Annotated in this window: 23 protein-coding genes; 5 read left to right on the top strand and 18 right to left on the bottom strand. The window is 52.7% G+C overall.

Features of this window, described 5'->3' with window-relative positions:
* Positions 1-79 precede the first annotated feature (79 nt).
* Positions 80-955: a phosphogluconate dehydrogenase (NAD(+)-dependent, decarboxylating) gene (gene gnd / locus OZX74_RS03475; protein WP_277157404.1), complete on the bottom strand. Its 876-nt coding sequence runs from the start codon at positions 953-955 to the stop codon at positions 80-82.
* Positions 956-1112: 157 nt separating this feature from the next.
* Between gnd and OZX74_RS03470 the strand changes: the two genes are divergently transcribed.
* Positions 1113-1928: an FCD domain-containing protein gene (locus OZX74_RS03470; protein WP_277157148.1), complete on the top strand. Its 816-nt coding sequence runs from the start codon at positions 1113-1115 to the stop codon at positions 1926-1928.
* Positions 1929-2092: 164 nt separating this feature from the next.
* Here OZX74_RS03470 and OZX74_RS03465 read toward each other — a convergent pair whose 3' ends face one another.
* The 5 genes from OZX74_RS03465 to OZX74_RS03445 form a co-directional block, all read right to left on the bottom strand.
* Positions 2093-3427: a gluconate:H+ symporter gene (locus OZX74_RS03465; protein WP_277157147.1), complete on the bottom strand. Its 1335-nt coding sequence runs from the start codon at positions 3425-3427 to the stop codon at positions 2093-2095.
* An 87-nt stretch (positions 3428-3514) separates the two neighbouring features.
* Positions 3515-4288 carry an SDR family oxidoreductase gene (locus OZX74_RS03460; RefSeq protein WP_277157146.1) on the bottom strand — a complete coding sequence of 258 codons (774 nt, stop codon included), beginning with the start codon at positions 4286-4288 and terminating at the stop codon, positions 3515-3517.
* Between the two features lie 105 nt (positions 4289-4393).
* Complete coding sequence (locus OZX74_RS03455; protein WP_277157145.1) at positions 4394-4915, bottom strand: gluconokinase; 522 nt, start codon at positions 4913-4915, stop codon at positions 4394-4396.
* 327 nt (positions 4916-5242) lie between these two features.
* Positions 5243-6535, bottom strand: coding sequence for a solute carrier family 23 protein (locus tag OZX74_RS03450; protein WP_277157144.1), 1293 nt, complete (start codon positions 6533-6535; stop codon positions 5243-5245).
* Positions 6536-6895: 360 nt separating this feature from the next.
* Positions 6896-7708 (bottom strand): histidine phosphatase family protein, encoded by an 813-nt coding sequence (locus OZX74_RS03445; RefSeq protein ID WP_277157143.1) that lies wholly within the window; start codon positions 7706-7708, stop codon positions 6896-6898.
* A 321-nt stretch (positions 7709-8029) separates the two neighbouring features.
* Between OZX74_RS03445 and OZX74_RS03440 the strand changes: the two genes are divergently transcribed.
* Positions 8030-9340 carry an ABC transporter substrate-binding protein gene (locus OZX74_RS03440; RefSeq protein ID WP_277157142.1) on the top strand — a complete coding sequence of 437 codons (1311 nt, stop codon included), beginning with the start codon at positions 8030-8032 and terminating at the stop codon, positions 9338-9340.
* Positions 9341-9556: 216 nt separating this feature from the next.
* On the top strand, positions 9557-9679 hold the full coding sequence (locus OZX74_RS03435; protein WP_277157141.1) for a hypothetical protein: 123 nt from the start codon (positions 9557-9559) through the stop codon (positions 9677-9679).
* Positions 9680-10066: 387 nt separating this feature from the next.
* Here OZX74_RS03435 and OZX74_RS03430 read toward each other — a convergent pair whose 3' ends face one another.
* The 8 genes from OZX74_RS03430 to OZX74_RS03395 all read right to left on the bottom strand — a co-directional run bounded on the left by OZX74_RS03430 (position 10067) and on the right by OZX74_RS03395 (position 15171).
* Entirely contained in the window at positions 10067-10522 is a 456-nt protein-coding gene (locus OZX74_RS03430) for an Hsp20/alpha crystallin family protein (protein WP_277157140.1), read from the bottom strand.
* Positions 10523-10841: 319 nt separating this feature from the next.
* A complete protein-coding gene (locus OZX74_RS03425; RefSeq protein ID WP_277157139.1) occupies positions 10842-11267 on the bottom strand; it encodes a nuclear transport factor 2 family protein in 426 nt (141 codons plus the stop codon).
* Positions 11268-11425: 158 nt separating this feature from the next.
* On the bottom strand, positions 11426-11782 hold the full coding sequence (locus OZX74_RS03420) for a DUF488 domain-containing protein (protein ID WP_277157138.1): 357 nt from the start codon (positions 11780-11782) through the stop codon (positions 11426-11428).
* A 186-nt stretch (positions 11783-11968) separates the two neighbouring features.
* The gene (locus OZX74_RS03415; protein ID WP_277157137.1) at positions 11969-12178 is read right to left on the bottom strand and encodes a zinc ribbon domain-containing protein; all 210 of its coding nucleotides are present in this window, start codon (positions 12176-12178) and stop codon (positions 11969-11971) included.
* A 125-nt stretch (positions 12179-12303) separates the two neighbouring features.
* Positions 12304-12990 carry an SDR family oxidoreductase gene (locus tag OZX74_RS03410; protein ID WP_277157136.1) on the bottom strand — a complete coding sequence of 229 codons (687 nt, stop codon included), beginning with the start codon at positions 12988-12990 and terminating at the stop codon, positions 12304-12306.
* 142 nt (positions 12991-13132) lie between these two features.
* Positions 13133-14203, bottom strand: a complete 1071-nt coding sequence (locus tag OZX74_RS03405; RefSeq protein WP_277157135.1) for a hypothetical protein — start codon at positions 14201-14203, stop codon at positions 13133-13135.
* 244 nt (positions 14204-14447) lie between these two features.
* Entirely contained in the window at positions 14448-14741 is a 294-nt protein-coding gene (locus tag OZX74_RS03400) for a helix-turn-helix transcriptional regulator (protein WP_277157134.1), read from the bottom strand.
* A 118-nt stretch (positions 14742-14859) separates the two neighbouring features.
* Positions 14860-15171 carry a DUF2442 domain-containing protein gene (locus tag OZX74_RS03395; RefSeq protein ID WP_277157133.1) on the bottom strand — a complete coding sequence of 104 codons (312 nt, stop codon included), beginning with the start codon at positions 15169-15171 and terminating at the stop codon, positions 14860-14862.
* 259 nt (positions 15172-15430) lie between these two features.
* On the opposite strand from OZX74_RS03395, the gene OZX74_RS03390 reads away from it, so the two are divergent.
* Positions 15431-16150 carry a Fic family protein gene (locus OZX74_RS03390; RefSeq protein ID WP_277157132.1) on the top strand — a complete coding sequence of 240 codons (720 nt, stop codon included), beginning with the start codon at positions 15431-15433 and terminating at the stop codon, positions 16148-16150.
* A 129-nt stretch (positions 16151-16279) separates the two neighbouring features.
* On the opposite strand, the gene OZX74_RS03385 is transcribed toward OZX74_RS03390, so the two are convergent.
* The 3 genes from OZX74_RS03385 to ychF form a co-directional block, all read right to left on the bottom strand.
* Positions 16280-17398: a hypothetical protein gene (locus OZX74_RS03385; RefSeq protein WP_277157131.1), complete on the bottom strand. Its 1119-nt coding sequence runs from the start codon at positions 17396-17398 to the stop codon at positions 16280-16282.
* An 84-nt stretch (positions 17399-17482) separates the two neighbouring features.
* A complete protein-coding gene (locus OZX74_RS03380) occupies positions 17483-18388 on the bottom strand; it encodes a hypothetical protein (protein WP_277157130.1) in 906 nt (301 codons plus the stop codon).
* A 108-nt stretch (positions 18389-18496) separates the two neighbouring features.
* Positions 18497-19585 carry a redox-regulated ATPase YchF gene (ychF, locus tag OZX74_RS03375; protein ID WP_277157129.1) on the bottom strand — a complete coding sequence of 363 codons (1089 nt, stop codon included), beginning with the start codon at positions 19583-19585 and terminating at the stop codon, positions 18497-18499.
* Positions 19586-19996: 411 nt separating this feature from the next.
* Between ychF and OZX74_RS03370 the strand changes: the two genes are divergently transcribed.
* Complete coding sequence (locus tag OZX74_RS03370; RefSeq protein WP_277157128.1) at positions 19997-20833, top strand: serpin family protein; 837 nt, start codon at positions 19997-19999, stop codon at positions 20831-20833.
* 277 nt (positions 20834-21110) lie between these two features.
* Here OZX74_RS03370 and OZX74_RS03365 read toward each other — a convergent pair whose 3' ends face one another.
* On the bottom strand, positions 21111-21284 hold the full coding sequence (locus OZX74_RS03365) for a hypothetical protein (RefSeq protein ID WP_277157127.1): 174 nt from the start codon (positions 21282-21284) through the stop codon (positions 21111-21113).
* Positions 21285-21302: the final 18 nt, after the last annotated feature.

Genomic DNA, 21302 nt, shown 5'->3' with positions numbered 1-21302 from the left:
TGGGGTTCCGTTTTAACAAACGGAACCCCAAAATGTTAATACCACTTCGTCAGCAACTTATGCCCGAAGCATTCCTAGCTCAGGCCTTGGTGATATGCCCGCCGAACTGGTTGCGCATCGCGGTGACGACGCGCAATACGTCATCGGCGCCGCCGCGCGAAGCCTGACGGGTGAACAGGCCTGCGCTGATGGCCGGGGTCGGCACGCCGAGCTCGGCCGCAGCCTCGATCGTCCATCGCGCCTCGCCGGTCTCATCGGCCACCGGCGGCATGCTCTTCAGATCCGGATCGTCCTTCATCGCCCGCACCACCAGGTCGAGCAGCCAGGAATCGACCACGCTGCCAGCGCGCCAGGAAGCCATGACTTCGGCGGGATCATCGATATACTCGCTGCGTTCCATCGTTGCAAAACCTTCGCCGAACGCCTGCATCATGCCGTATTCGATGCCGTTGTGCACCATCTTGGCGAAGTGACCGCCGCCCACCGGTCCGGCATGCACGAGGCCGTCCTTGCCTTCCGGTTTCAACGCCTCGAGAATCGGCAGAGCGCGCTGATATTCCTCATCGGTGCCACCAGCCATCAGGGCGTAGCCGCGTTCCTCGCCCCAGACACCGCCGGAGACGCCGCAATCCATGTATTCGATACCCTTTTTCGCCAGCTTTTCGGCGTTGGTCTTGTCGTCGGTATACCGGCAGTTGCCGCCGTTGATCACCATATCGCCCGACTCGAGCAGGTCCATCAGCTCGTCGAGCGTACTGTCCGTCGCCTTGCCTGCGGGTACCATAATCCAGATGATGCGCGGCGCGTCAAGGCGCGAGACCAGTTCCTTGAGACTTGAGACATCACGACCGGACTCAGGGCTCAGATCGTATCCCACGACCTCATGGCCTGCCTCGCGAATCCTTTTGGCCATGTTGCCGCCCATGCGTCCAAGGCCAATCATGCCCAGCTGCATCATGTCCTCCTTGAGAAAGATCTTTTTACTATCAAAGAAAGAGTACCATATATTTTAAAGAGATTACTTTTATTTTTTATAAAATTTCTTATCTTACATTTTTGATTTTTTACTTGTAAACATCATTTTTATGCAGCTTGTTTGCTACCCTGAGACCATGGTTAGCAAACGCACAGGATCAACGGTCAGTTCTGCTCTCTATTCATCTGCAAAAGGCAGCAACTCCGAACAGCAATCCTTATCCGCCAACAAATCGGATTCGATAGACTCACCCGCCTTGCAACAAAGCCCGCTTCCCATGCACCACGCGGTAGCCGAGCAGCTCGCCGTCGACATCATCGAAAATCGGTGGAAACCGGGAACCAGTATCACCCTTAACGACATTCAGGAACGTTTTTCCATTTCACGAACGGTAGCGAGAGAAGCGGCCCATGCGCTGCAATCCGCAAAAGCGATTATCGTTCGTAAACGCGTAGGGCTCATTGCGCAGGAACTGAACAAATGGCTGTCGTTGGACACCCAGGTCATCAAGTGGAAGCTCCACTCGAGTTATCGAAAGCAACAGCTGCTGACACTAACCGAGTTGCGTCTCGCCGTTGAGCCTGTCGCAGCCGGCGACGCCGCCTTGCATGCACCGATGGAAATCAGGGCGTTGATGCCTGTTCTAGCCAGTGAAATGCGGAAAAACGGAGAATCCGACAATCTTGAAGAATTTCATAAGCTCGATGCCCGCTTCCATAACGAAATACTGACCAACAGTGGCAACGAATTGTTTGCTGCTCTTTCGCCATTGGTTGATATCGTGCTGAAAAGTCGCGTGGAACAGGGGCTCTACCCCGCCAAGCCACGTCCCGATGCCCTGAAAGCGCATGAAAAAGTGGCAGAGGGGATTTGGAAAGGCGATGCGCAACTCGCTCACGAGGCCATGACCCATATCGTTAACGAGGTACGCACCACCACGCAGAATTCCTGAATAGAAGTCAACAATCTCATACAAAATCGGGCCCTGCTTCATCTGAAAAGACGAAACAGGGCCCGATTCATTGTCGATAAGTGATATATCGATTACTGATCAGTGGCCGCATGACTGATTGTTCAATATCAGCTCAGCCACATGGCCACCAATCAAGCCGTATATCAGACGAATAGCGACAGACAGAGCACCGAGAGCAAGCCCACAACCGAAATCACCGCCGTGGCCACCGTCCAGGACGACAGGGTGTCCTTCAGCGAAAGACCGAAGTATTCCTTGATCATCCAGAAACCGGCGTCATTGACGTGGTCGCAGAAGACGGAACCGGCCCCGACCGCCAACACCATCAAGGCGGGATTGGCACCGGTGGAGGCAATCAACGGCAGTACCAGACCTGCACCGGTCAGGGAGGCAACGGTCGAAGAGCCGACGCAGACACGCAGGATAGCCGTGATAAGCCAGGCGGCGATCAGCGGCGGCATGCTGATGTTGGTGAACAGATGGGAGACATACGTCGAGACACCGCCGTCGACGAGGACCTGCTTGAAGGCCCCGCCGCCGCCGATGATCAGAAGCATCATAGCGATCTGCTTGACGGACTGCTCCATGGAAGCGGTGATCTCGCCCATCTTCCTCTTCTGATGGAAGCCCATCGACCACATGGCGAAGAGCATCGAGAGCAGCATGGCGATATCGGGAGCGCCGATGAACTGGATGGCCTCGTTGACGACGTTCTTCTTGGGAATGATGAAGGAGCAGATGGTAGCGAAGGCGATCAGGATGACCGGCAGCAACGAGGTGAACACGGAGATGCCGAAGCCCGGAGTGTCCTCGGTCTTGAATTCCTTGTATTCGCCGAGGACGGTGATGTCGATGTCCTTGCGGTACAGCCCCGGACGCAGCTTGTGCAGCAGGTGGTTGAACAGCGGTCCGGAAATGATGACCGTCGGAATGGCGACGATGATGCCATAGATCATCACCTGGCCCATGTCGGCACCGAGCGTGCCCACGATTGCGGTGGGTGCCGGGTGCGGGGGCAGGAACGCATGGGCGACATTCAAGGTGACGGCTGCGGAGAGGCCGAGTTCCATGAACGGCATATCGATCTCGCGGGCGATCACAAAGATGATCGGAAGCAGGACGACGAGGCCGACCTCGAAGAACAGGGCGATGCCGACGATGAAAGATGCCAGAACGACAGCGATCTGAATGTGCTTGCGCCCGAATTTGTCGATCAGCGTCATCGCAATACGATGGCCGCCACCGGAGTCGGAAACAAGCTTGCCCAGCATCGAGCCAAAGCCGAAGATGACCGCAAGATGGCCCAGCTGGCCTCCGATACCGGTTTCGATGGTCGTCGGGATCTTGGCGATCGGAATCTGAAGGACGAGCGCCGCCAGAATGGAAGTGATCACGAGCGAAACAAACGTGTTGAGCTTGCATTTCGCAATAAGGAATATCAGCACTGCTACCGCGCAGGCTACGATTACTAATGGCATTCCTTTTTACCTCTCTATTGTTTTTGATAATTTTCCGCATCTTTCGACAAGGAAACAACTTGGTTACAGGCCTTCGTCGACCTCGGGTCAGCGCAGCAGATATCCACCGTCGACGGGGAGCATCACACCGGTGACATAGTCGGAAGCGGAAGAGCACAGAAACACCATCGCGCCCATGAGCTCGCTCGGGTCCCCCCAATGGCCCGCGGGAATATGGTCGCCAATCTCGACGCTGCGAACGGGGTCGTTCTGCAACGCGAGGGTCATCGGCGTGTTGATATAGCCGGGAGCCAGACCATTGACCTGTACGTTATACGGAGCGAGCGCATCGGCATAGGCCTTGGTCAGGCCCGCGACGGCATGCTTGCTTGCGGCATAGGGGAAAATCCTCTTGCCGGCGCGGTAGGACTGCATGGAGCCGATATTGACGATCTTGCCGCTCTTCTGCTGCATCATCACTTTCGCGACTTCATGGGAAAGATAATACAGCGCGTTGAGATTGACGTCGATCACCCTGCGCCAATCCTCGTCTGGAAAATCCGCCAGGTCGTGGCGAAGCTGGATGCCAGCATTATTGATCAGCACATCGATGCGCCCGAATTGTTCGATCGCCTCGTCGACAATGTGTTTCGCGGCCCCGTCAGCGGTGATGTCCTGCTTGATGAACACGATTTTGCGGCCGTTGCCCTCGACGATTGCTCTGGTCTCGTCCCAGCCGTTCTCGGTGGCGCTGACGACGCAGACATCGGCCCCGACGGCGCTGACGGCTTGGGTATAGTACTTCCCCAGTCCGCTTGCCCCTCCGGTGATGAGCACGACTTTATCCGTCAGTTCAAAACTGTGAATTGAAAATTCTGCCATCTTTCATCCTTTCCTTCACCTTTAAAGGTTTGGTACAACACGAAAACACTATTGAGAAAAGTGCCGCAGCGGCGACAACCTTGCCTTCGCTGTGGCACTTTCCCACTACGCGAGCTTGCCGGTTTCCTCATAATGCTTGATGGCATCGATGGCGCGGCTTTCAACCGTAGCGGGATCACCTTCCACCGAAACCGTCACGCCGTTTTCGTCTTCCTGAAGAGGCTCAAGATCGGCGAACTGACTGGGGAGAAGCGACGGCGGCATATAATGCCCCTTACGCTTGGCCAGACGATCACCGATGAGCTCCTGGGTTCCGGAAAGATGAACGAAGAGAACGTCGACATGCTTATGGAGCACTTCGCGGTACTCCTTCTTCAACGCCGAGCATGAAACCACGGTGGAGTTGCCCTGCTTGTCCTGATCGGTCATCCATTGGCTGATGGTCTCCAGCCACGGCCAACGGTCCTCATCGGTAAGCGGTATGCCGTGGCTCATTTTGTCGACATTGGCCTTCGGGTGGAAGTCATCGCCTTCAGCCATGACAAAGCCCAAACGGTCTCGGACAGCCTGCGCCACAGTGGTTTTGCCGCATCCGGCAACTCCCATGATGACAACATGAATGCTCATACTAACCTCCTGCGTCCTTGCATTAAACAATTGACGAAGGTTACTATATGACGATAAACTTGTTTTGTCAAAAGAATGACCCATTTTTATAAAGGTAGTATCTATTATATAAATCACAGCATCTATGCCGGCGTCGCCGAACCGGACATGTTTCGAATGGCGTCCATCTCAGACATATGATCACGCATGAATCAAGACGGACACATTCACCGACTGCAGTATTCTCAAGCCGCCAAAAACGCAATCAGCTGGATAACAGTTTCGCCATCCAGCTGATTATTTGCAGTCGAAATATGTTCATTCATATTCGACCAGATTATCGGATGTTCACTCGTCATCATCCTTAGGAATAGCACCGGTGGCGCGGCCGATGGCCTTGAGGCCGTGGTACATCACCAGCACCGCGACGGTGCCGATGGCGATGCCGTTGAACTTGACACCGCTGATGGCGAAGCCGAAGTCGGCGATGCCGATGATCATCGTGACCGCGGCGGTCATGTTGTTCAACGGCTTGCCGAAGTCGACGTGGTTGTCGACCCAGATGCGCACGCCGACCATGCCGATCATGCCGTAGAGCAGCGTGGTCACGCCACCCAAGACGCCGGAGGGAATCGTGTTGATGACCGCGCCGAACTTCGGGCACAGGCTCAGGATCAGGGCGAAAGCGGCCGCACACCAGTAGGCGGCGGTGGAATAGACGCGGGTGGCGGCCATCACGCCGATGTTCTCGCCGTAGGTGGTGGTGCCGGAGCCGCCGCCGAAGCCGGCGATCGTGGTGCCGAGACCGTCTGCGAAGAGCGCGGTGCCGATCTGATCGTCATAGTCACGGCCGGTCATCTGGGCGACCGACTTGACGTGGCCGACGTTCTCGGCGATCAGGACCATGACCACCGGGATGAACATGGGCAGCACCGAGAAGTCGGCCTGCGGCATGTGGAATTGAGGGAAGCCGATCCACGAGGCCTTGGCGACCGCGGCGAAATCGACCTGACCGCGGAAGCAGGCGTAGGCGTAGCCGACCAAGACACCGAGCAGAATGTTCAGGCGGCCGAGCAGCCCCTTGAAAAGCACCGCGATCAAGAGGACCGCTACCAGCGTCACCGCCGCGGTGTCAGGAGCCTTCTGGAAGTTGGACCAGACCGAGGGAGCCAGGTTGAAGCCGATGATGGCGACGATGGCGCCGTTGACCACCGGAGGCATGATCAGGTCGATCCACTTGGCGCCGGCGAAGTAGACGAGGATGCCGACCAATGCCAACAGGATGCCGGTGCACATGATGCCGAAGCCCGCAGCCGGGATACCGGCACCGAGCCCCTTTTCAGTCTCGACGGCCGTAATAGGGGCTATAAAACCAAAAGAGCTACCCAGATAACTGGGTAGCTTATTGGTATTGATCAACAGGAACAACGCGGTGGACATCGCCGTAAAGAACAATGTCGTCGACGGATCGAAATGCGTCAGTATCGGAACGAGGAACGTCGCACCGAACATCGCGATCACGTGCTGGGCGCCAATACCAGCCGTTCGGCCCCACGTCATGCGCTCGTCAGGGTCGATCACCTCTCCCGGATTCAACGTCTTGCCGTCACCATGCAATTTCCAGGTGAACATGTTGCTCATCCTTGACCCTCCTTTTGGGCATACTTCTACCACGAATTGGAAATACGGGATTTACCGCGCGGCTTTGAGTTCGTCACGCGCTTTGGGATAGTTTAATGCACCTTTGGACATTCGGCGTGTCGCGCTCATCTGATGAACATGACAGAATACATGAACGAAAGCAATAACTATCTTCGCAGACTCCAACTGACGTGGTGGGGCTGGGATATACAATGCTTGACACGCTCCGGGCCGCTCAGGCCAAGTCTTTACGGTCAAGCATCGCATATCCCAGCCCCACCACTCAACCAAACTTATGACAGTTCTCAATTATTAAATCGCTAAATAGCTGGGAAGATACGTATCACCACTGAACGCGATTTAGAGGTGAGGGGTGACGGACTGCACCACGTCCACCAGATCGCCGTTGGAGAGCAGCGGGCGCTGGAACTCGCGCCATGGATCGACTTTGACCGTCCAACGTCCGGTGTCCTTGTCGTAAACCGGGCGGGCGGTCTGCTCGAAGTGGATCCGTTCGTCGGTGCGCCCGGTATCGGGATCGCGGCGCGAATAATGCAGGCAGGTGCAGTTGGTAATCTTCCAATGGTCGCTGTCGGCACGGCGCAGGAATTCCTCGTCGGAAAGGTCTTCGAGGGTCAGCATCAGCGAAAGCATGAAGTCGCCGTGCGTCACCGCGATGACGGACTGGGCCTCGGCGCGGCGGTTGAGTGAGGTCAACAGGTTGTGGGCTCGGTTCTCGGCCACATCGGCAATGGATTCGCCGGCCGGCGGACGCCAGTAGAGCGGGTCGGTTTTCTTGAACATCCAGTTGCGCTCATAGTTGGTCTTGAACACCTCCTGGGTCACGGTGCTGATCTCACCCCACGAACGTTCACGCAGCACGCGAGTCTCCTCCCATTTGGCTTTGGGCAGCGCCATGGTCGCCGCGGTCTCACGGGTACGAACGTAAGGGGACACCAGATAACGGTCGAAGAGCTGCTGTTGCTCGACGAGCCAGCGGCCGATGCAATAGGCCTGCTTGCGTCCCGTCGCCGTGAGCCGCCACGAACGGTCGGGAACGGTGACGTTGTCTTGTGTAAAGAGCGAATTGTCGCCGTGCTCCCCCGCCTTGACGATGACGTTCGCCTCCGACTCCCCGTGTCTGATCACATACAAATCCAAAGGCATGCCCATGTGCCCACCTCAATTCCCTACATGGACCTCATAAATAAATACTGTCATCAATCATAATCCCATGTTCAGCGGCCAAGCGGAAACGTAAATCGCAATCGAACCGAACCCGGCGATATTTGTAAAAAGCAAAGGATTATTCCGTTATCGCGGCCGGTAACATCTATCAGAGTTTGATAGGCTGTCATAAACAACGCCGATAATCTCACGTTCACCTATCCGCAAAAGTTACGCCAGAAACGCTTCGCTAACAGGGATGAAGCCGATATGGTTGATAATACACAACTTGAAGCTGTAAAACCCCAGCGAGAAAAGGTCGTCCATATGTCCACTCGAAGCACCGTTAAAACCGCCATCATGGGCCTGGCTCTAACTCTGAGCATCAGCATGGTCATGGCCGGCTGCGGCGCTTCGAGCGGCAACCCCGAGCAGACCGACCCCCCATCCGGCTCGGGGCAACCGGTGGTGGTCAACAATGTCGAACCCGCCGCGGGGCTTATTCCCTCTGATACCGACGACACTGCCGGATGGAAGGTCGTCACGCAACTGTTCGAAGGACTGGTCACCTTCGGCAAGAACGGGAAGGTCGTCAACGCCGGTGCGCAATCAATCACTCCCAATGCCGACGCCTCCCAATATACAATCGCGTTAAAGCCTGGTCTCACCTTCTCGAACGGCGAGCGCATCACGGCCGAGACCTATGCCAAATCGTGGTCATTTGCGGCCAACGCAGCCAACGGGATGATGGGAGCCTCCATTTTCTCCACCATCGCGGGCTACGATGCGCTGCAAAACGAAAAGGGCGACCCCAAGGCCCAGCTTTCCGGTCTGCACGCCGTGGACGACAACACGCTCAAGGTCGATATCAACGGCCACGATTCATCATTCGGTTATAAAGTGGGCGACGTGGCGTTCCTGCCGATGCCCTCCAGCGCCTACAACAATATCAAGGCGTTCGGGGAACATCCCGTCGGCAACGGCCCATACAAACTCGCGTCCTGGACCCACGACCGTGAGATACGGCTGACCCCCAACAAGAGCTACAAGGGCCCTCGCAAACCGACCAATCAAGGCCTTACCTTCAAGCTCTACACCAACGCCGATTCGGCATATTCGGATCTCGAAGGAGGCAATCTCGATGTGCTCGACACCATCCCCAACTCCGCGCTGACCACGTTCCGCTCAGACAAGGACGTGACCCCTTACATCAAGCCCGGCCCGGCCTTCAAATCCTTCACCATTCCGCAGAAGCTCAAACATTTCAGCGGGGAGGAAGGTCGTTTACGTCGTGAGGCGATTTCGCTGTCCATCGATCGCAAGGACATTACGACCAAGGTATTACACGGCACCGCCACGGTGGCCACGGATTTCACCGCCCCGACCATCGAGGGCTATACCACCAAACTCGCCGGCTCCGACGTCATCGGCTACAACCCCAAAGAAGCCAAGGAGCTTTGGAAAAGGCCGATGCCATCTCCCCTTCGACGGACAATTCCGCCTGGCCTACAGCGCCGACAGCGGCTTCAAGCCCTGGGTGGAGTCCATCGTCAATTCCATCAAGAACACATTGGGAATCGACGCCGCACCCTATGCGCTGCCCACCCAGAAGGAATTCAGCGGAGCCGTCCACAATAGGACCATCAATGCGGCTTTCGTACAGGGGCTTCAGTCGGATTATCCGCATCCGGAAGGCTACCTAGTCCAAGCCTATGACTCCTCTGCCGCCGACGGGAAGGGTCTCAACAACGGCGATTACAAGAGTCAGGAATTCGATTCCTTGATTGATAAGGCCGCAGCGCAGCCTCGCTATCGAACTCGATCTCAACCTATCAGCAGGCTGAAGAAACGCTATTGCGCGACCTGCCGGTGATACCGCTCTGGTATGCGAACGTCGCAGCCGGCAGTTCCAAAAACATCAAGCACGTCGATTTCAATTACATGGGACTGCCCGAATACGCGAAAATCACCAAGTAACACATTCAGATATAGGCGCGGAACAATCTCAGATGCCGAGTGCCGTCATGTCTGCAAGCCAAGCATCGCCTTTCCTGCATTTCATAATGCATATGCAACAAAGGCGACGATAAGACCCGCCCAGCGTCGCGCTTCTTGCGCCCACCACACAAATGCGCTAAACACGACAATGACGCCAACTAGCATCGCGTTTAACGCACTCATACGTACACATACGTTAGCGGGACAATAGGCAAACAATGACTGCCTCAAAAACGACTCGCCGTTACAGTGCAACCATGTTCACTGCGCCCACGGTTCATCCACCATTTGCATATGAAAAACCGTTTGGCTGGCATTCCCAACCAAACGGCCTGCATTTATCGATTACAACGACCTGTCGGTCAATCAGCCTTCGATGGCGATCTGGTGCTTGGCCTCGACCTTCGGGGCTGGCTGCACCTTGGCGATTTCAAGGCTCAACGTGCCGTTCTTATAACCGGCATGGATATCCGATTCCTTGACCTCGTCGCCGACGTAGAAGCTGCGCGAGCAGGTGCCGGCGTAACGTTCGCGGCGCAGCCACTTGCCCTCATCATTCTTCTCGTCATGGCTCTCGTCGCGCTTGGCCGAGACGGTCAAGTAGCCGTCGTGCAATTCAAGGGCGATGTCGTCCTTGTTGAAGCCGGGCATATCGATGGAGACGTCGTAAGCCTTGTCGGTCTCACGCACATCGGTCTTCATCATATTGGCCGAGGAAATCGGGTTGCCCATACGGTTGCTGGAATCGCCCCAACCGGCGAAGAACGGATCGTCGAACAAATCAGAGAACGCATCATGCATCAAAGCCGGAAACATAGCCATAATCAATACTCCTAAGCATCTGAGGCAAGCCGTGACGCCTGCGGCCGGAAGAACCGGCCAGGTGACGAGACGCTCCGGAACCTTGCGGCTCCAAGTCTTTATCGTGTCACTATGTCCAACCGTTATTCCCGCTCCTGCTTCCCGAATTTAACCTGCAGTGAACAAAACTTGAGTCACTTCGACTCAAGTTTTGAAAACCACACATAGTAACAGCTCACCGCTGCGGAAACATCAAAACGGGTCATTGCGGTCAGCAATAACCCGTCCTCTTGCGTTGATCACGCCATCAAGATTTCACCAAGCCGAAGCTCGCGGCCGCTCATTCATCCCTATAGGGATAGTCGCGGCGACGCTTGGCGCGAAACTCACGAACCCGCTTGATCTTGTTCTGGCGGTTGAATTCGATGACCGAGACCCCGTCGAAATCCTCGGATTCGCCACCGCTTTTCCGCGCCGCAAACGTCCAGAACACGGTAATCGACGGCTGCCCCTCACGGCCGCGGGCGTGGGTGAAATTGGCTATCTTCCACATCGAGACGGCCTGATGTTCCATCGAATCCTCAATCCAGCGATGAATCTGGCTGCGGTTCTCATAGATATGGCCGTTGCTTTCCTCATAGACACAATCAGGGGCGAAATACGCATCGAGCTTGTCGAAGTCTCGCGTTACCCACATGTTGAAGTAGTCGGAAACGGCACGCTCACGCTTACGTGCCCTCGGTATCGATAACGTCACTGTCGCCATAACCATTATCATACGCTATACAACCCGTGTTACACGGCCTAAATACAGAATTTTCCCGTGAAATTTATGACATCGAGATACTATGGGCGAAACCCATACCGATATACGCTCAATTATCTTTCATTATCGAATGATAATCAGCATCGACAAGAAACCCATCACGAAAGACAAGCTTCGAGATAGTCTTTCAATACCACCGTTTGGTTGCGCTCCGGATCCTTGGCCCCGTATAACAACGTAACCTTGGGTTGCTCGCGGCATATCGAAACCAGCTTGTCAACCACTTCCGTATTACCATCCAGTTCCTTGCGGTATTTATCCGCAAACTCGTCGAATTTGGCCGGATCATGGCCGAACCATTTGCGCAGCTGTGTGGTCGGACTGATCTCCTTCAACCACAAATCAAGCTTCGCGTTGACCTTCGAAATACCGCGCGGCCAAAGCCTGTCGACCAACACGCGATAGCCGTCGGAATCCTCGGCCGCCTCATATACCCGTTTCAACGCAATCGTCATGTTCTGCTCCTTTGGCTTCTATGCCTCAGCGTAGCGCAGAGAGGGCAGGAACAACAGAGCAAGCGGGTACTAGCGAAAAATTCAAGATTCCCTGATATGGAAACCGAGACTTTCGACACGTATTTCAATCAATAACCGTAATCAAGAAATCCTGATACGAATGTCAAACAGGAAAAGCCGAAACCCTCAGCTCATCAGAAAATCGAGAATATTCATGCCGGCGTCCGTCTCGGCACGATACAGCTCGGTGTATCCGCATTGCGTGCAGCTGACGGTGATGAACTTCTTGTTCTGCACGTTGAACAGCTTGGCGAACTCCCCGCCGGTCGCCTGGAACTGGTCGGAAGTGTAGTGCCGGCAACCGCACTTTTCGCATACGTACTGTTTCTGTTCCATCGGGGGCCTTCCTATCTATTCAAACATCTCCTTGTAGTCTAAATACAACACTGCATAAAAAATCGCTGTTTCCAACGTTTACTCCATTGGAAACAGCGATACATAGAGCCGAAAAGATTAGGGGCTCAGACGAGCACCTCATCGATCGGCTTTTCACCGTCGTAGAAGGCGAGGGTCTTGCGCTTGGCGACATCCGCCGAGAGCACGCGGGCGATAACCGCCGCGACGTTGCCGCGCGAGGTCTTGCGCTGCTCGGGCGTGGCAGGCTTGCCGTCAATCATCGTATGGTCATCGGTCAGGACAATCCTGTCGGTTTCCGGCTCGAGCGTAAGCATGCCTGGGCCGAGAATCGTATATTCAAGCGAGGAATCGAGCAGATGTGCGTCGGCATCGTGCTTGGCCTGCGCATACGGTACGAACGATTCCGGCCAACCCATTTCTTTCGGGGCGCGGTCGGCGGTGTCGTAAGAGACCATCACGAATCTGCGCACACCGGCCTTTTGCGCGGCATCCATCGCATTGACCGCGGCCTGATAATCGACGGCGTGCGTACGGACGGCATCCCCACCGCCTGCTCCGGCCGAGAACACGACGGCGACGGCGCCTTCGAACAAGCCGGCGAAACTGTCGACATTGGCGTGCTCCATATCGAAAACCACCGGGTTCGCGCCAGCGGCCCGCACATCATCGGACTGCGCCGGGTTGCGGATAACCGCGTCAACGCTGAACCCTGCTTCCTTAAGCTTCGGCTCGGCGAGCAACGCCACCTTGCCATGCCCGCCCAAAATCACCACACGTCGCTGATTGCCCATATCGATTCCTTTCGAAAGTTTGAACATCCATCGTTATTGATGAACTATAACCACCTTTATCATGCCATAAAAATGCCGTTACGCGCAAAGAGCGAATAATTGACCACACAATTGCAGAATTTAGAGCATGACTATGCAGTAATCAGTCACCCATCAGCTCACGCGCGTCATCGGAACCCTGCGCAAGGGTACGGAGAAGATCGGGCATAATGGCCTTGTTCCAGAAATACCCGCAATAATGGGCCACACCGAAATCCGACAGATACTTGTGGGCGGCTGCGACACGACGGTCCATCAGCTCGACGCCGTCATTGCACTCGACACCCAGATAAATGTCGGCATTTCCTATGTTCAAATCGGCAAGCGGAGCAAAATATGCCTCATCGGAATCATGCATCGCCGGCAGATGGAAATAGTCCACTCGCCCGTCTGCCGACTTCTGGATGGCGTTGGTCAAACGAACCGGAAGCGAGATATCGTCCAACGGTTGCACGGGAAAATGCGGAGACGTACCGCAGCAGATATGGAATCCCAACCGCACTTCCTCGGGCAAAGCGGCGATATGCCCCTGAATGTATTCCGGCGAGGTCAGTTCGTCGAACAGCTCCTGCTCAGGATTGTCCGGAACCCAGCTCAGCAGTTTCGCCCACGCGCCGCCGATATGGCACATCTCGGTACAGAAGTCGATCTGCACGCACAACTCGTCGGCCGGAATGACCTCGAGCATACGACGGCACTCCTCCTGCACGGCTTCCTGCCACGCTTTGAACAGCACAGGCCACTCCTCGGTACGGGCGAAGCAGATGGTGATGACGTCGTGGGCGCCCGGAATGGCGACCTGGAAGCGGATGTTCTGCGGAATACGTCCCTCTGACTGCATGCGCTTGAAGATTTTATAGGAGGCGATGGCGTCCTTGGCGTATGGCAGACGACCTTTGAGGTCGACCGTGGCACCGGGCTTGATGCGAAGCATCTTGTCCTGCTGATAATGGCCGCCGTCAGGACGATCGACAATCACCTCATCAGGCTCGAAACAAGGCGCGACGGCGAGCACGTTCTCGGCCACCCCGGCGATCCAGCCACGGCGTTCGGGGTTGGTCTCCCCGTCCGGCCAACACAGAGCGCGGTCCCCGACCGTCTCGTTCAGGAGCTCGAAGACCTTTTCCGGTCCGTCGGCAGGGATTCCGCCCGAGAACATCATGTTACGCTTCATTGCATTACCTTTCGAAAGCCATTATCAATTGCCTCAGCCATTGTAACCAAGCGCTCGTCACAATTAGTTATTATCAATAAATGCGAGTTTTATGCACCCATGTATTGCGCTGTTTAAGCAACCCCGACTTGGGTGGTTCGCTAATTTGAATAAAACAAAGCTTGAAACGCTGGTTTCGATATTCGTTTTTAATATTTTTTGTATAGGGCTTACTGCTACAAACTCAGCTCAATCACCACACTTTTCATTGCCTCACACGCTTGGGCAGAATCTGGGCGGCACGGACCATACCCAAATCATGCGAATACGGGTCAGCAGCCTTGACCATGTAATCAGCCAACTGCAGTATGCGCGCAACGGTAATCAGCGCATCAGAACGCACCGGCCTGCCGTGCTCGAGATTGGTCACCGTAGTCTCGCTAATTCCCGCACGCTTGGCCACGTCACTGACTCGCAGCCCAAGCAGTTTCCGTTGCGTCGCAAAGTACTCCCCGATAATCCGCAAGTCCCGTTTCGTAGTAGTCGGCGTATATTTCATCCTTCACCTGACGATTTAACCATTAGTATTCTACTGATTAAATAAATTATACTACAACAAACTAACGCTAAAGTTAAAAACAACACTTACTTTTAATCAATACAAAGTTATCATTTGATTACACTGAAACTATTTTCCCATGATTGTCATATTCATAAGAATGATCGTATAAGTAAGTCGGCGAAATATCAATGGTACCGTTTTGCCACATCGGGATGCCATGCATGACCTTTACAGTTTCAAACACTTTTTCGTCTCGCAATGGTTCAAAAGCTGGGACTTTGTCAAAGAGCTCCGTGAAGTCACAGAGGCGTGTTTCACCGGTGGAAAAGGTGACCAGCATAATGTGGTCATCGGTCACACGTACGGATTCGACCTCAAGCTCCTTGGCATAATTATCTGCATAAACAATGCCATCTTTCTCAAACACTGGATATCTCCTTACGAAAGCGACTCAGCTTATTCGAGCAGACAGAGGCTCACTAGCTCCTCGCTAGACCATGCCATTCATGTTCATACAACATTAACCAAGTTCACAGCTGCTTGTAATGCTCATTGTAGAGGAAATCTATACCATTGAGAAAATATCGTTCTCGATATCCTCTATAATCGAAGAGCCCTTGCAAATCTTAGGCTTAGGTTTCACAATGGAACCTTTATACACAGCATCAGATAAGGAGAACAAGATTATGGTGGCAAAGCATAACGTTTCTCCTTTGATGACCGTCAAGGGACTTGCCGGGCTGCTGTACCGAATGGGACGCACCTTTGACGGGCTCAATACCTCGCGCATGGCCACCGAGGAATTCCTACGCACCGGCAATCCCAACGTTGTCGGTTCACGCAACGACTATGCGCTGCTGTGCGATTTGAAAGACGCCTCGTCATATACCATCGAATACGATTACACGATTCGCCCTATGGATTTGGCTTGGTTCATCGGCATCAACGCGAAAATGACCCGTACGGCAGCAATGGAACCAGGTGTACTGAGAACGGCGGAGAATGTCATCGTCTCCACTCGCCGCGGCACCTACACTCCGCCGGTGCCCTCAGCTGCGGCAATCGAACAGGAACTGGATCAAGTCTCGGATAACGAGACTGTAGCATCTCTAAATACAACCAACAGCAAAGCACCTTTGCAAGTTTCGCAACCGCTCAATCGCGCATCCCACCTTTTCGCAACTTTGGCAAAAATGCAGCCATTCGGTGACGGTAACAAACGTACGGCTCTGCTCGCCGCTAATGGATTACTGCTCAAACTCAGCTCACCCGATGTGCTCGCCGTGCCAGTTGAACCGCCGGATCGCGAAACATTCAATGACAAGCTGAGCGCTTGGTATATGGATGATGACTCATCTGTGATCAGCTGGCTTGCGGAATGGAACCGTAGAAATCCGGCCGACTGAGTAATAGTTTCACTCGTGCAAAGAAGTTTATATTCATCTATTTAAGACAATGAAATTAAGAACAATGCTTTTAGCAACTAAACTAGTGAGCTATCCAGACCTCACTTATTGCATTTATCCATTGTTGTCCTAAAGCCGGCTTAACGCCAGAGATATCTTCTGTAGATATGAGCTAATTGCAGCCTGTGCGGTATTCATATTTTGTCCCGGCCACAAAAAAGACAATGCGCTATTTTCGGGATTATTTGGATCTAGAGAATACCGCGGATCCCTATTCAGATAATGCATGCATCTATCTCGAAGAATTTTTCCTTGCTTCGATTCTAAGAATAAAGTGACGGCATCATTCGCAATTAAATCTCGAAACTCCTCTAACCTAGAGTTTTCAGTTTCAACTGGAATGACTGCTTTAAGCGTGTGTAAAGAATGATAAGCAGTAACAACTAACTGTCGAAAGTAAGTCCCGCAAAAACGCGAAGAAAACTGAGGCAAAACATAGAGCAGTTCATTTACTCCGCATTCCGTGACAAAAAGAAGCAGCTTGCTCTTTAACGGTAAATCACATGTATATCGATGACCGAAATAACGTTCAGACTTATAATCTTTGCCCTCAACTTGACAATGAATTCCCAACCCTTTTGGAGCCGTTGGCACCTCCAATTGATTAGAAAATATACCGAACAATACAACAAGATCACGCCCATAATCAGCGGAGAGCTTTTCCAGATGTTTGCTTTCCATGTCTTGCGTACTGTCATAGCCCAAATGAAAAGTCACTGTAAAGTTTGCACCTACAGGATGCTTATCAACAAGATAAATTCCTAAATCTGTTTGAAACAGCTTTTTCAGACCAGTATTTTCTTGCCGAAATTGTCGATAAAATTCACCGACTATAGATTCTAAAGAATTCTCCATTTTTGAAACATCAAAACTTGTGTCATCAATAAGTTTAAGACGATTCCGCATTCGTTGCTCAAACTGATCTGCCTCATCAGTATGAGGTAACTGAAATTTAGATGAACGATTATCCCGCAACAATGACTTTCTGAGTTTGTCAGCTTCGACTAAAACCCTCATATAATGAGGTAAAACAACCATTATCAGAGTAGAATTAATTTCTGCAGGTGCTTTATTCAACAAATCAAAACTCTCAAGGCACCGTGTGAGGTCCTCTGTAGCCATACGAACAGCAGCCACAACATTTACCGGATCGTAATTAAGTTTCTGCTTTTTTCTTTTTTTAGCCATTCCACTTTCATTTCAAATCAGAAAAGCAACAAAATCATCATACGTTATTTTTAAACTTAGAATCAGTTTAATAGAACAATTGGTTTACTCCTGATTTACTTGTTGTACAAGACCAGCATCGAAGAATTGCACTAGTGACGTTGCAAGACCGACCGCAACCGTTGCTTCCTCAACGGTGACCGGTTGAGATTCGACACCGCCATGTCTATCATGTTGACCGCGCCAAAGTAAACCAATCATGTCCAGCAACGTTTCCTGAGAAGTGGAATTACTATCCTCACGTAGCATCGGTAATCGCCAATTGTTTTGATCTCTCATTTGAGTTAAAACAGTTCCAAGAGTCGCATTCAAGTTATTTGGAGAGACCACAGGAATTGCAACATCTTCCACAGATTTAATTGCATGGGAATAAGCCTCACCGGGTTTTGGATTTATTCCATAAAGGCATTCCCAAGCTTTGGACAGTTCGACTCCAGCATTTCCAGACCGCGCCATAACAGTATCGGCAACTTGTTGAACTCCTTTAGGAACACGCCGTACAAGTCCACGCCTACCAGCTCTAGCTTTGTCTGAAACTTGCCATAATGAACCGCTTCTTTGCAATATGCCATCAAGTTCTCGCACATCTTCATAATCAATTCCCGAAAACTTAGCTAAAATATAATCAGCAATTTGTAATGGTTTAGGCCATCTTTTCAACCATGACATTGCATCGTCGACTTGCTGCTGCGCACCAACTGAACCCGAAATTTCCATCTCTAAATTCGTGTGAGGGATATGAAGTGTTTGGTACATTTCTTCTGTCTCATCGAGTTTTAATATCCATGCAGGAATTCCGTACAAAGTTCTTTCAACTGTGATTGAATCCTCAATCCAAGACCAAAAAGCAGCACTCATCCAGTCAGGAACACCATCATGTAAAGCATTATATTTTGCTATTTCTTCTTCGGAGTCCACTCCTAAGGGTCTCCAAACTTCTTCATCAATCATTCCACTCTCCAATCTAAAGCATTACGATAATTATCTTTAAGATACAACAAGGCGGTTCATTACTCGAATGCAATGAACCGCCTTGAAAATATAATTTAATTTCTCAGCTCACACGTTGAACTTGAAGTCTACGATGTCGCCGTCCTGCATCACGTAGTCACGGCCTTCCTGACGGAGCTTGCCCTCCTCCTTGATCTCGTTCATGCTGCCCTTCGCGGCGACGAAATCGTCGTAGGAGACGATATCGGCCTTGATGAAGCCGCGTTCGAAATCACTGTGGATGACGCCGGCGGCCTGCGGGGCGGTCCAGCCCTGATGAATCTGCCAGGCGCGCACCTCTTTGACGCCTGCGGTGAGGAAGGTCTGCAGACCGAGCACGTCGAAACCGACTCGGGCCAGCTGGTCGAGGCCAGATTCCTTCAAACCGGCGTCTTCAAGCATCTCGCGGGCATCGGCCTCGTCGAGGTCGGTCAGGTCGGACTCGAACTGCGCGTTGAGGAAAATCGACTGCGCGGGCGCCACGGAATCGGCGAGCTTCTTCTGCAGGTCCAAGTCGGTCAGCTCATTGTCATCAACATTGAAGACGTAGATGAACGGCTTGGCGGTCATCAGATGCAGGTCGTAGATGTCGGCCTTGTCGATCTTGCCTGCGGAAGCGGCGTGATCGATGGTCTCGCCTTCCGAAAGAATCGACTGCGCTTTCTTGACCGCGTCCATATATTCCTGCGTGACCTTCTTGCCACGCAGCTCCTTCTCAAGCTTCGGCAGCGCGTTCTCGATGGTCTGCAGGTCGGCAAGCATCAGCTCGGTGTTGATGGTGTCGATGTCATCGGCAGGATCGACACGACCGTTGACGTGGACGATGTCGTCATCCTTGAACGCACGCACGACCTCGCAGATCGCGTCGGCTTCGCGAATGTTGGCCAAGAACTTGTTGCCCAAACCCTCGCCCTCGGAAGCACCCTTGACGATGCCGGCAATGTCGACGAAGGTGACGGTGGCGGGCACGATCTTTTCGGTGCCCACCAGCTTGGCCAGCACGGGAAGCCGCTTGTCGGGCAGCGGCACGATACCCGTGTTGGGCTCGATGGTGGCGAAGGGATAGTTTTCCGCAAGCACGTTGTTGCGGGTCAGGGCGTTGAACATGGTGGACTTGCCGACATTCGGCAGACCGACGATTCCGATAGTTAAAGACATACCTCAAGTCTAGCGTCAAGACGGACGAAAGCGATTCGCTCTGCACAGTACGCAAACGCCAGTTTGCCAAAAGATAGTTCCACGCTCCAAAGGCAGAAATTATACCCCTTATATATTTCTCGAAAATTGCAATAAACAATCTCAGATGCGAATCAAAATGATGACAGACCACCGGCATCTCAAATCATTCAGTTGTCTTAATAAAGAAGAACATTGACAGTGCCATCGCGTCAAACATCGACAATGATCTGCGATGGCGACAGAAGAATCAATCAAAACAGCCTCGATGTCGTTTATTCGAAGACTCGACACAGGGGAATTGGACTATCAGATCGAAACGATGTCTATTAAAATAGAGATCAATCGTTATCGGCAAGCAACGGCAGCATCACCGACGACAGAAAGATGCAGATGAGAAAACACGACATTCCCGACAGGAGGGGGCACAACGCAATGAAACATCACAGCAAGAAAAGCCCCAACATACAACAGACCCTCGAATCAACGGATTCTCCCTCAGCATCATACGGACCAGAAGGTATAAGATCACAACGCCGACACCGGTTTTCACACAACACGAACCGAATAGTGAGCGTGTGCGTCATCGTGGCTCTCCTCATCGCAGCAGCATACGGGACATGGGTGCTAATCCTCCACCCCAAAGCAACGCCACCGAGTAAAACCGCCAAAGCCAGCGTCCAACAATTTGCGTACAGCAGCTCTCCGCTTTTTCTTACGGGCCAAGACTTGTCTGATGACAAAGGCAATACCAACTATTCCCCCGCTTCGATGTGGACGGCACTTTCCATGGCCGAACAGGGATCTGCCGGCACTACGAAAAACGAAATGCAGACTGCCCTCAACGACGATAGACAGCCCAACACAGACGATTATCACTCACTGATGCTCTCCATCAACGGCAGACGTGATGGCAAATCAAAGATGCAGACCGACAATTCGATATGGATTCAGAAAGGATATCCCCTCGACAAGGATTTCAAGAAGGATATGAAACATGGCTTCGACGCTGAGATGAAAATGTTCTCAGGCGATGCCTCTGAGCAAATGAGCTCATGGGTGTATAGGAAAACTCACGGGATTCTCAAGCCTAATTTCACTCCTGACGATGCAATCCTGACGCTCCTCAACACCGTGTATGCAACGGGAAATGGCAAGACCCATTCGACGCGGACGACACATCCGACCAACCGTTCCACGGAGAGAAAGGAGACTCGAAGGTCTCCATGATGAGCCAGAGCGGAACGATGGATATGGCCAGAGGCAACGGGTTCAGGCGCCTCGACAAAGCATTCGACGACGGATCCGAACTGAAAATCGTGCTGCCCGACCAAAAACAGCGGCAAAAGACCTGGCAGGAGAAACCGACTCGCTACGCGCCATGTTCAACGCGAAAAGCGAACCAACCGAAGTCGATCTCAGACTTCCGAAGTTCAAAATAGACAATACGTTCGATGATTCGATATCGATTTTAAAAAAGCTTGGCATTCGTTCCGCTTTCAACGCATCACGCGCGAATTTTTCCAAAATGACCAACAACCAAGATTCCCTCTACATCGGTCAAATCATCCAAGGCACCAGCATTGACGTGAGCGAAACCGGTGTCAAAGCTGCCGCATACACCAAAATCGATATGGAGAACCGCACCAAATCCAGGAATAGACAGATCTGAACCATTCATTGTTGACCATCCGTTCCT

It is taken from the genome of Bifidobacterium sp. ESL0798, assembly GCF_029395415.1.
In the GTDB taxonomy this organism is placed as follows: Bacteria; Actinomycetota; Actinomycetes; order Actinomycetales; family Bifidobacteriaceae; genus Bifidobacterium.
This window is presented reverse-complemented; position numbering and strand designations above follow the sequence as displayed.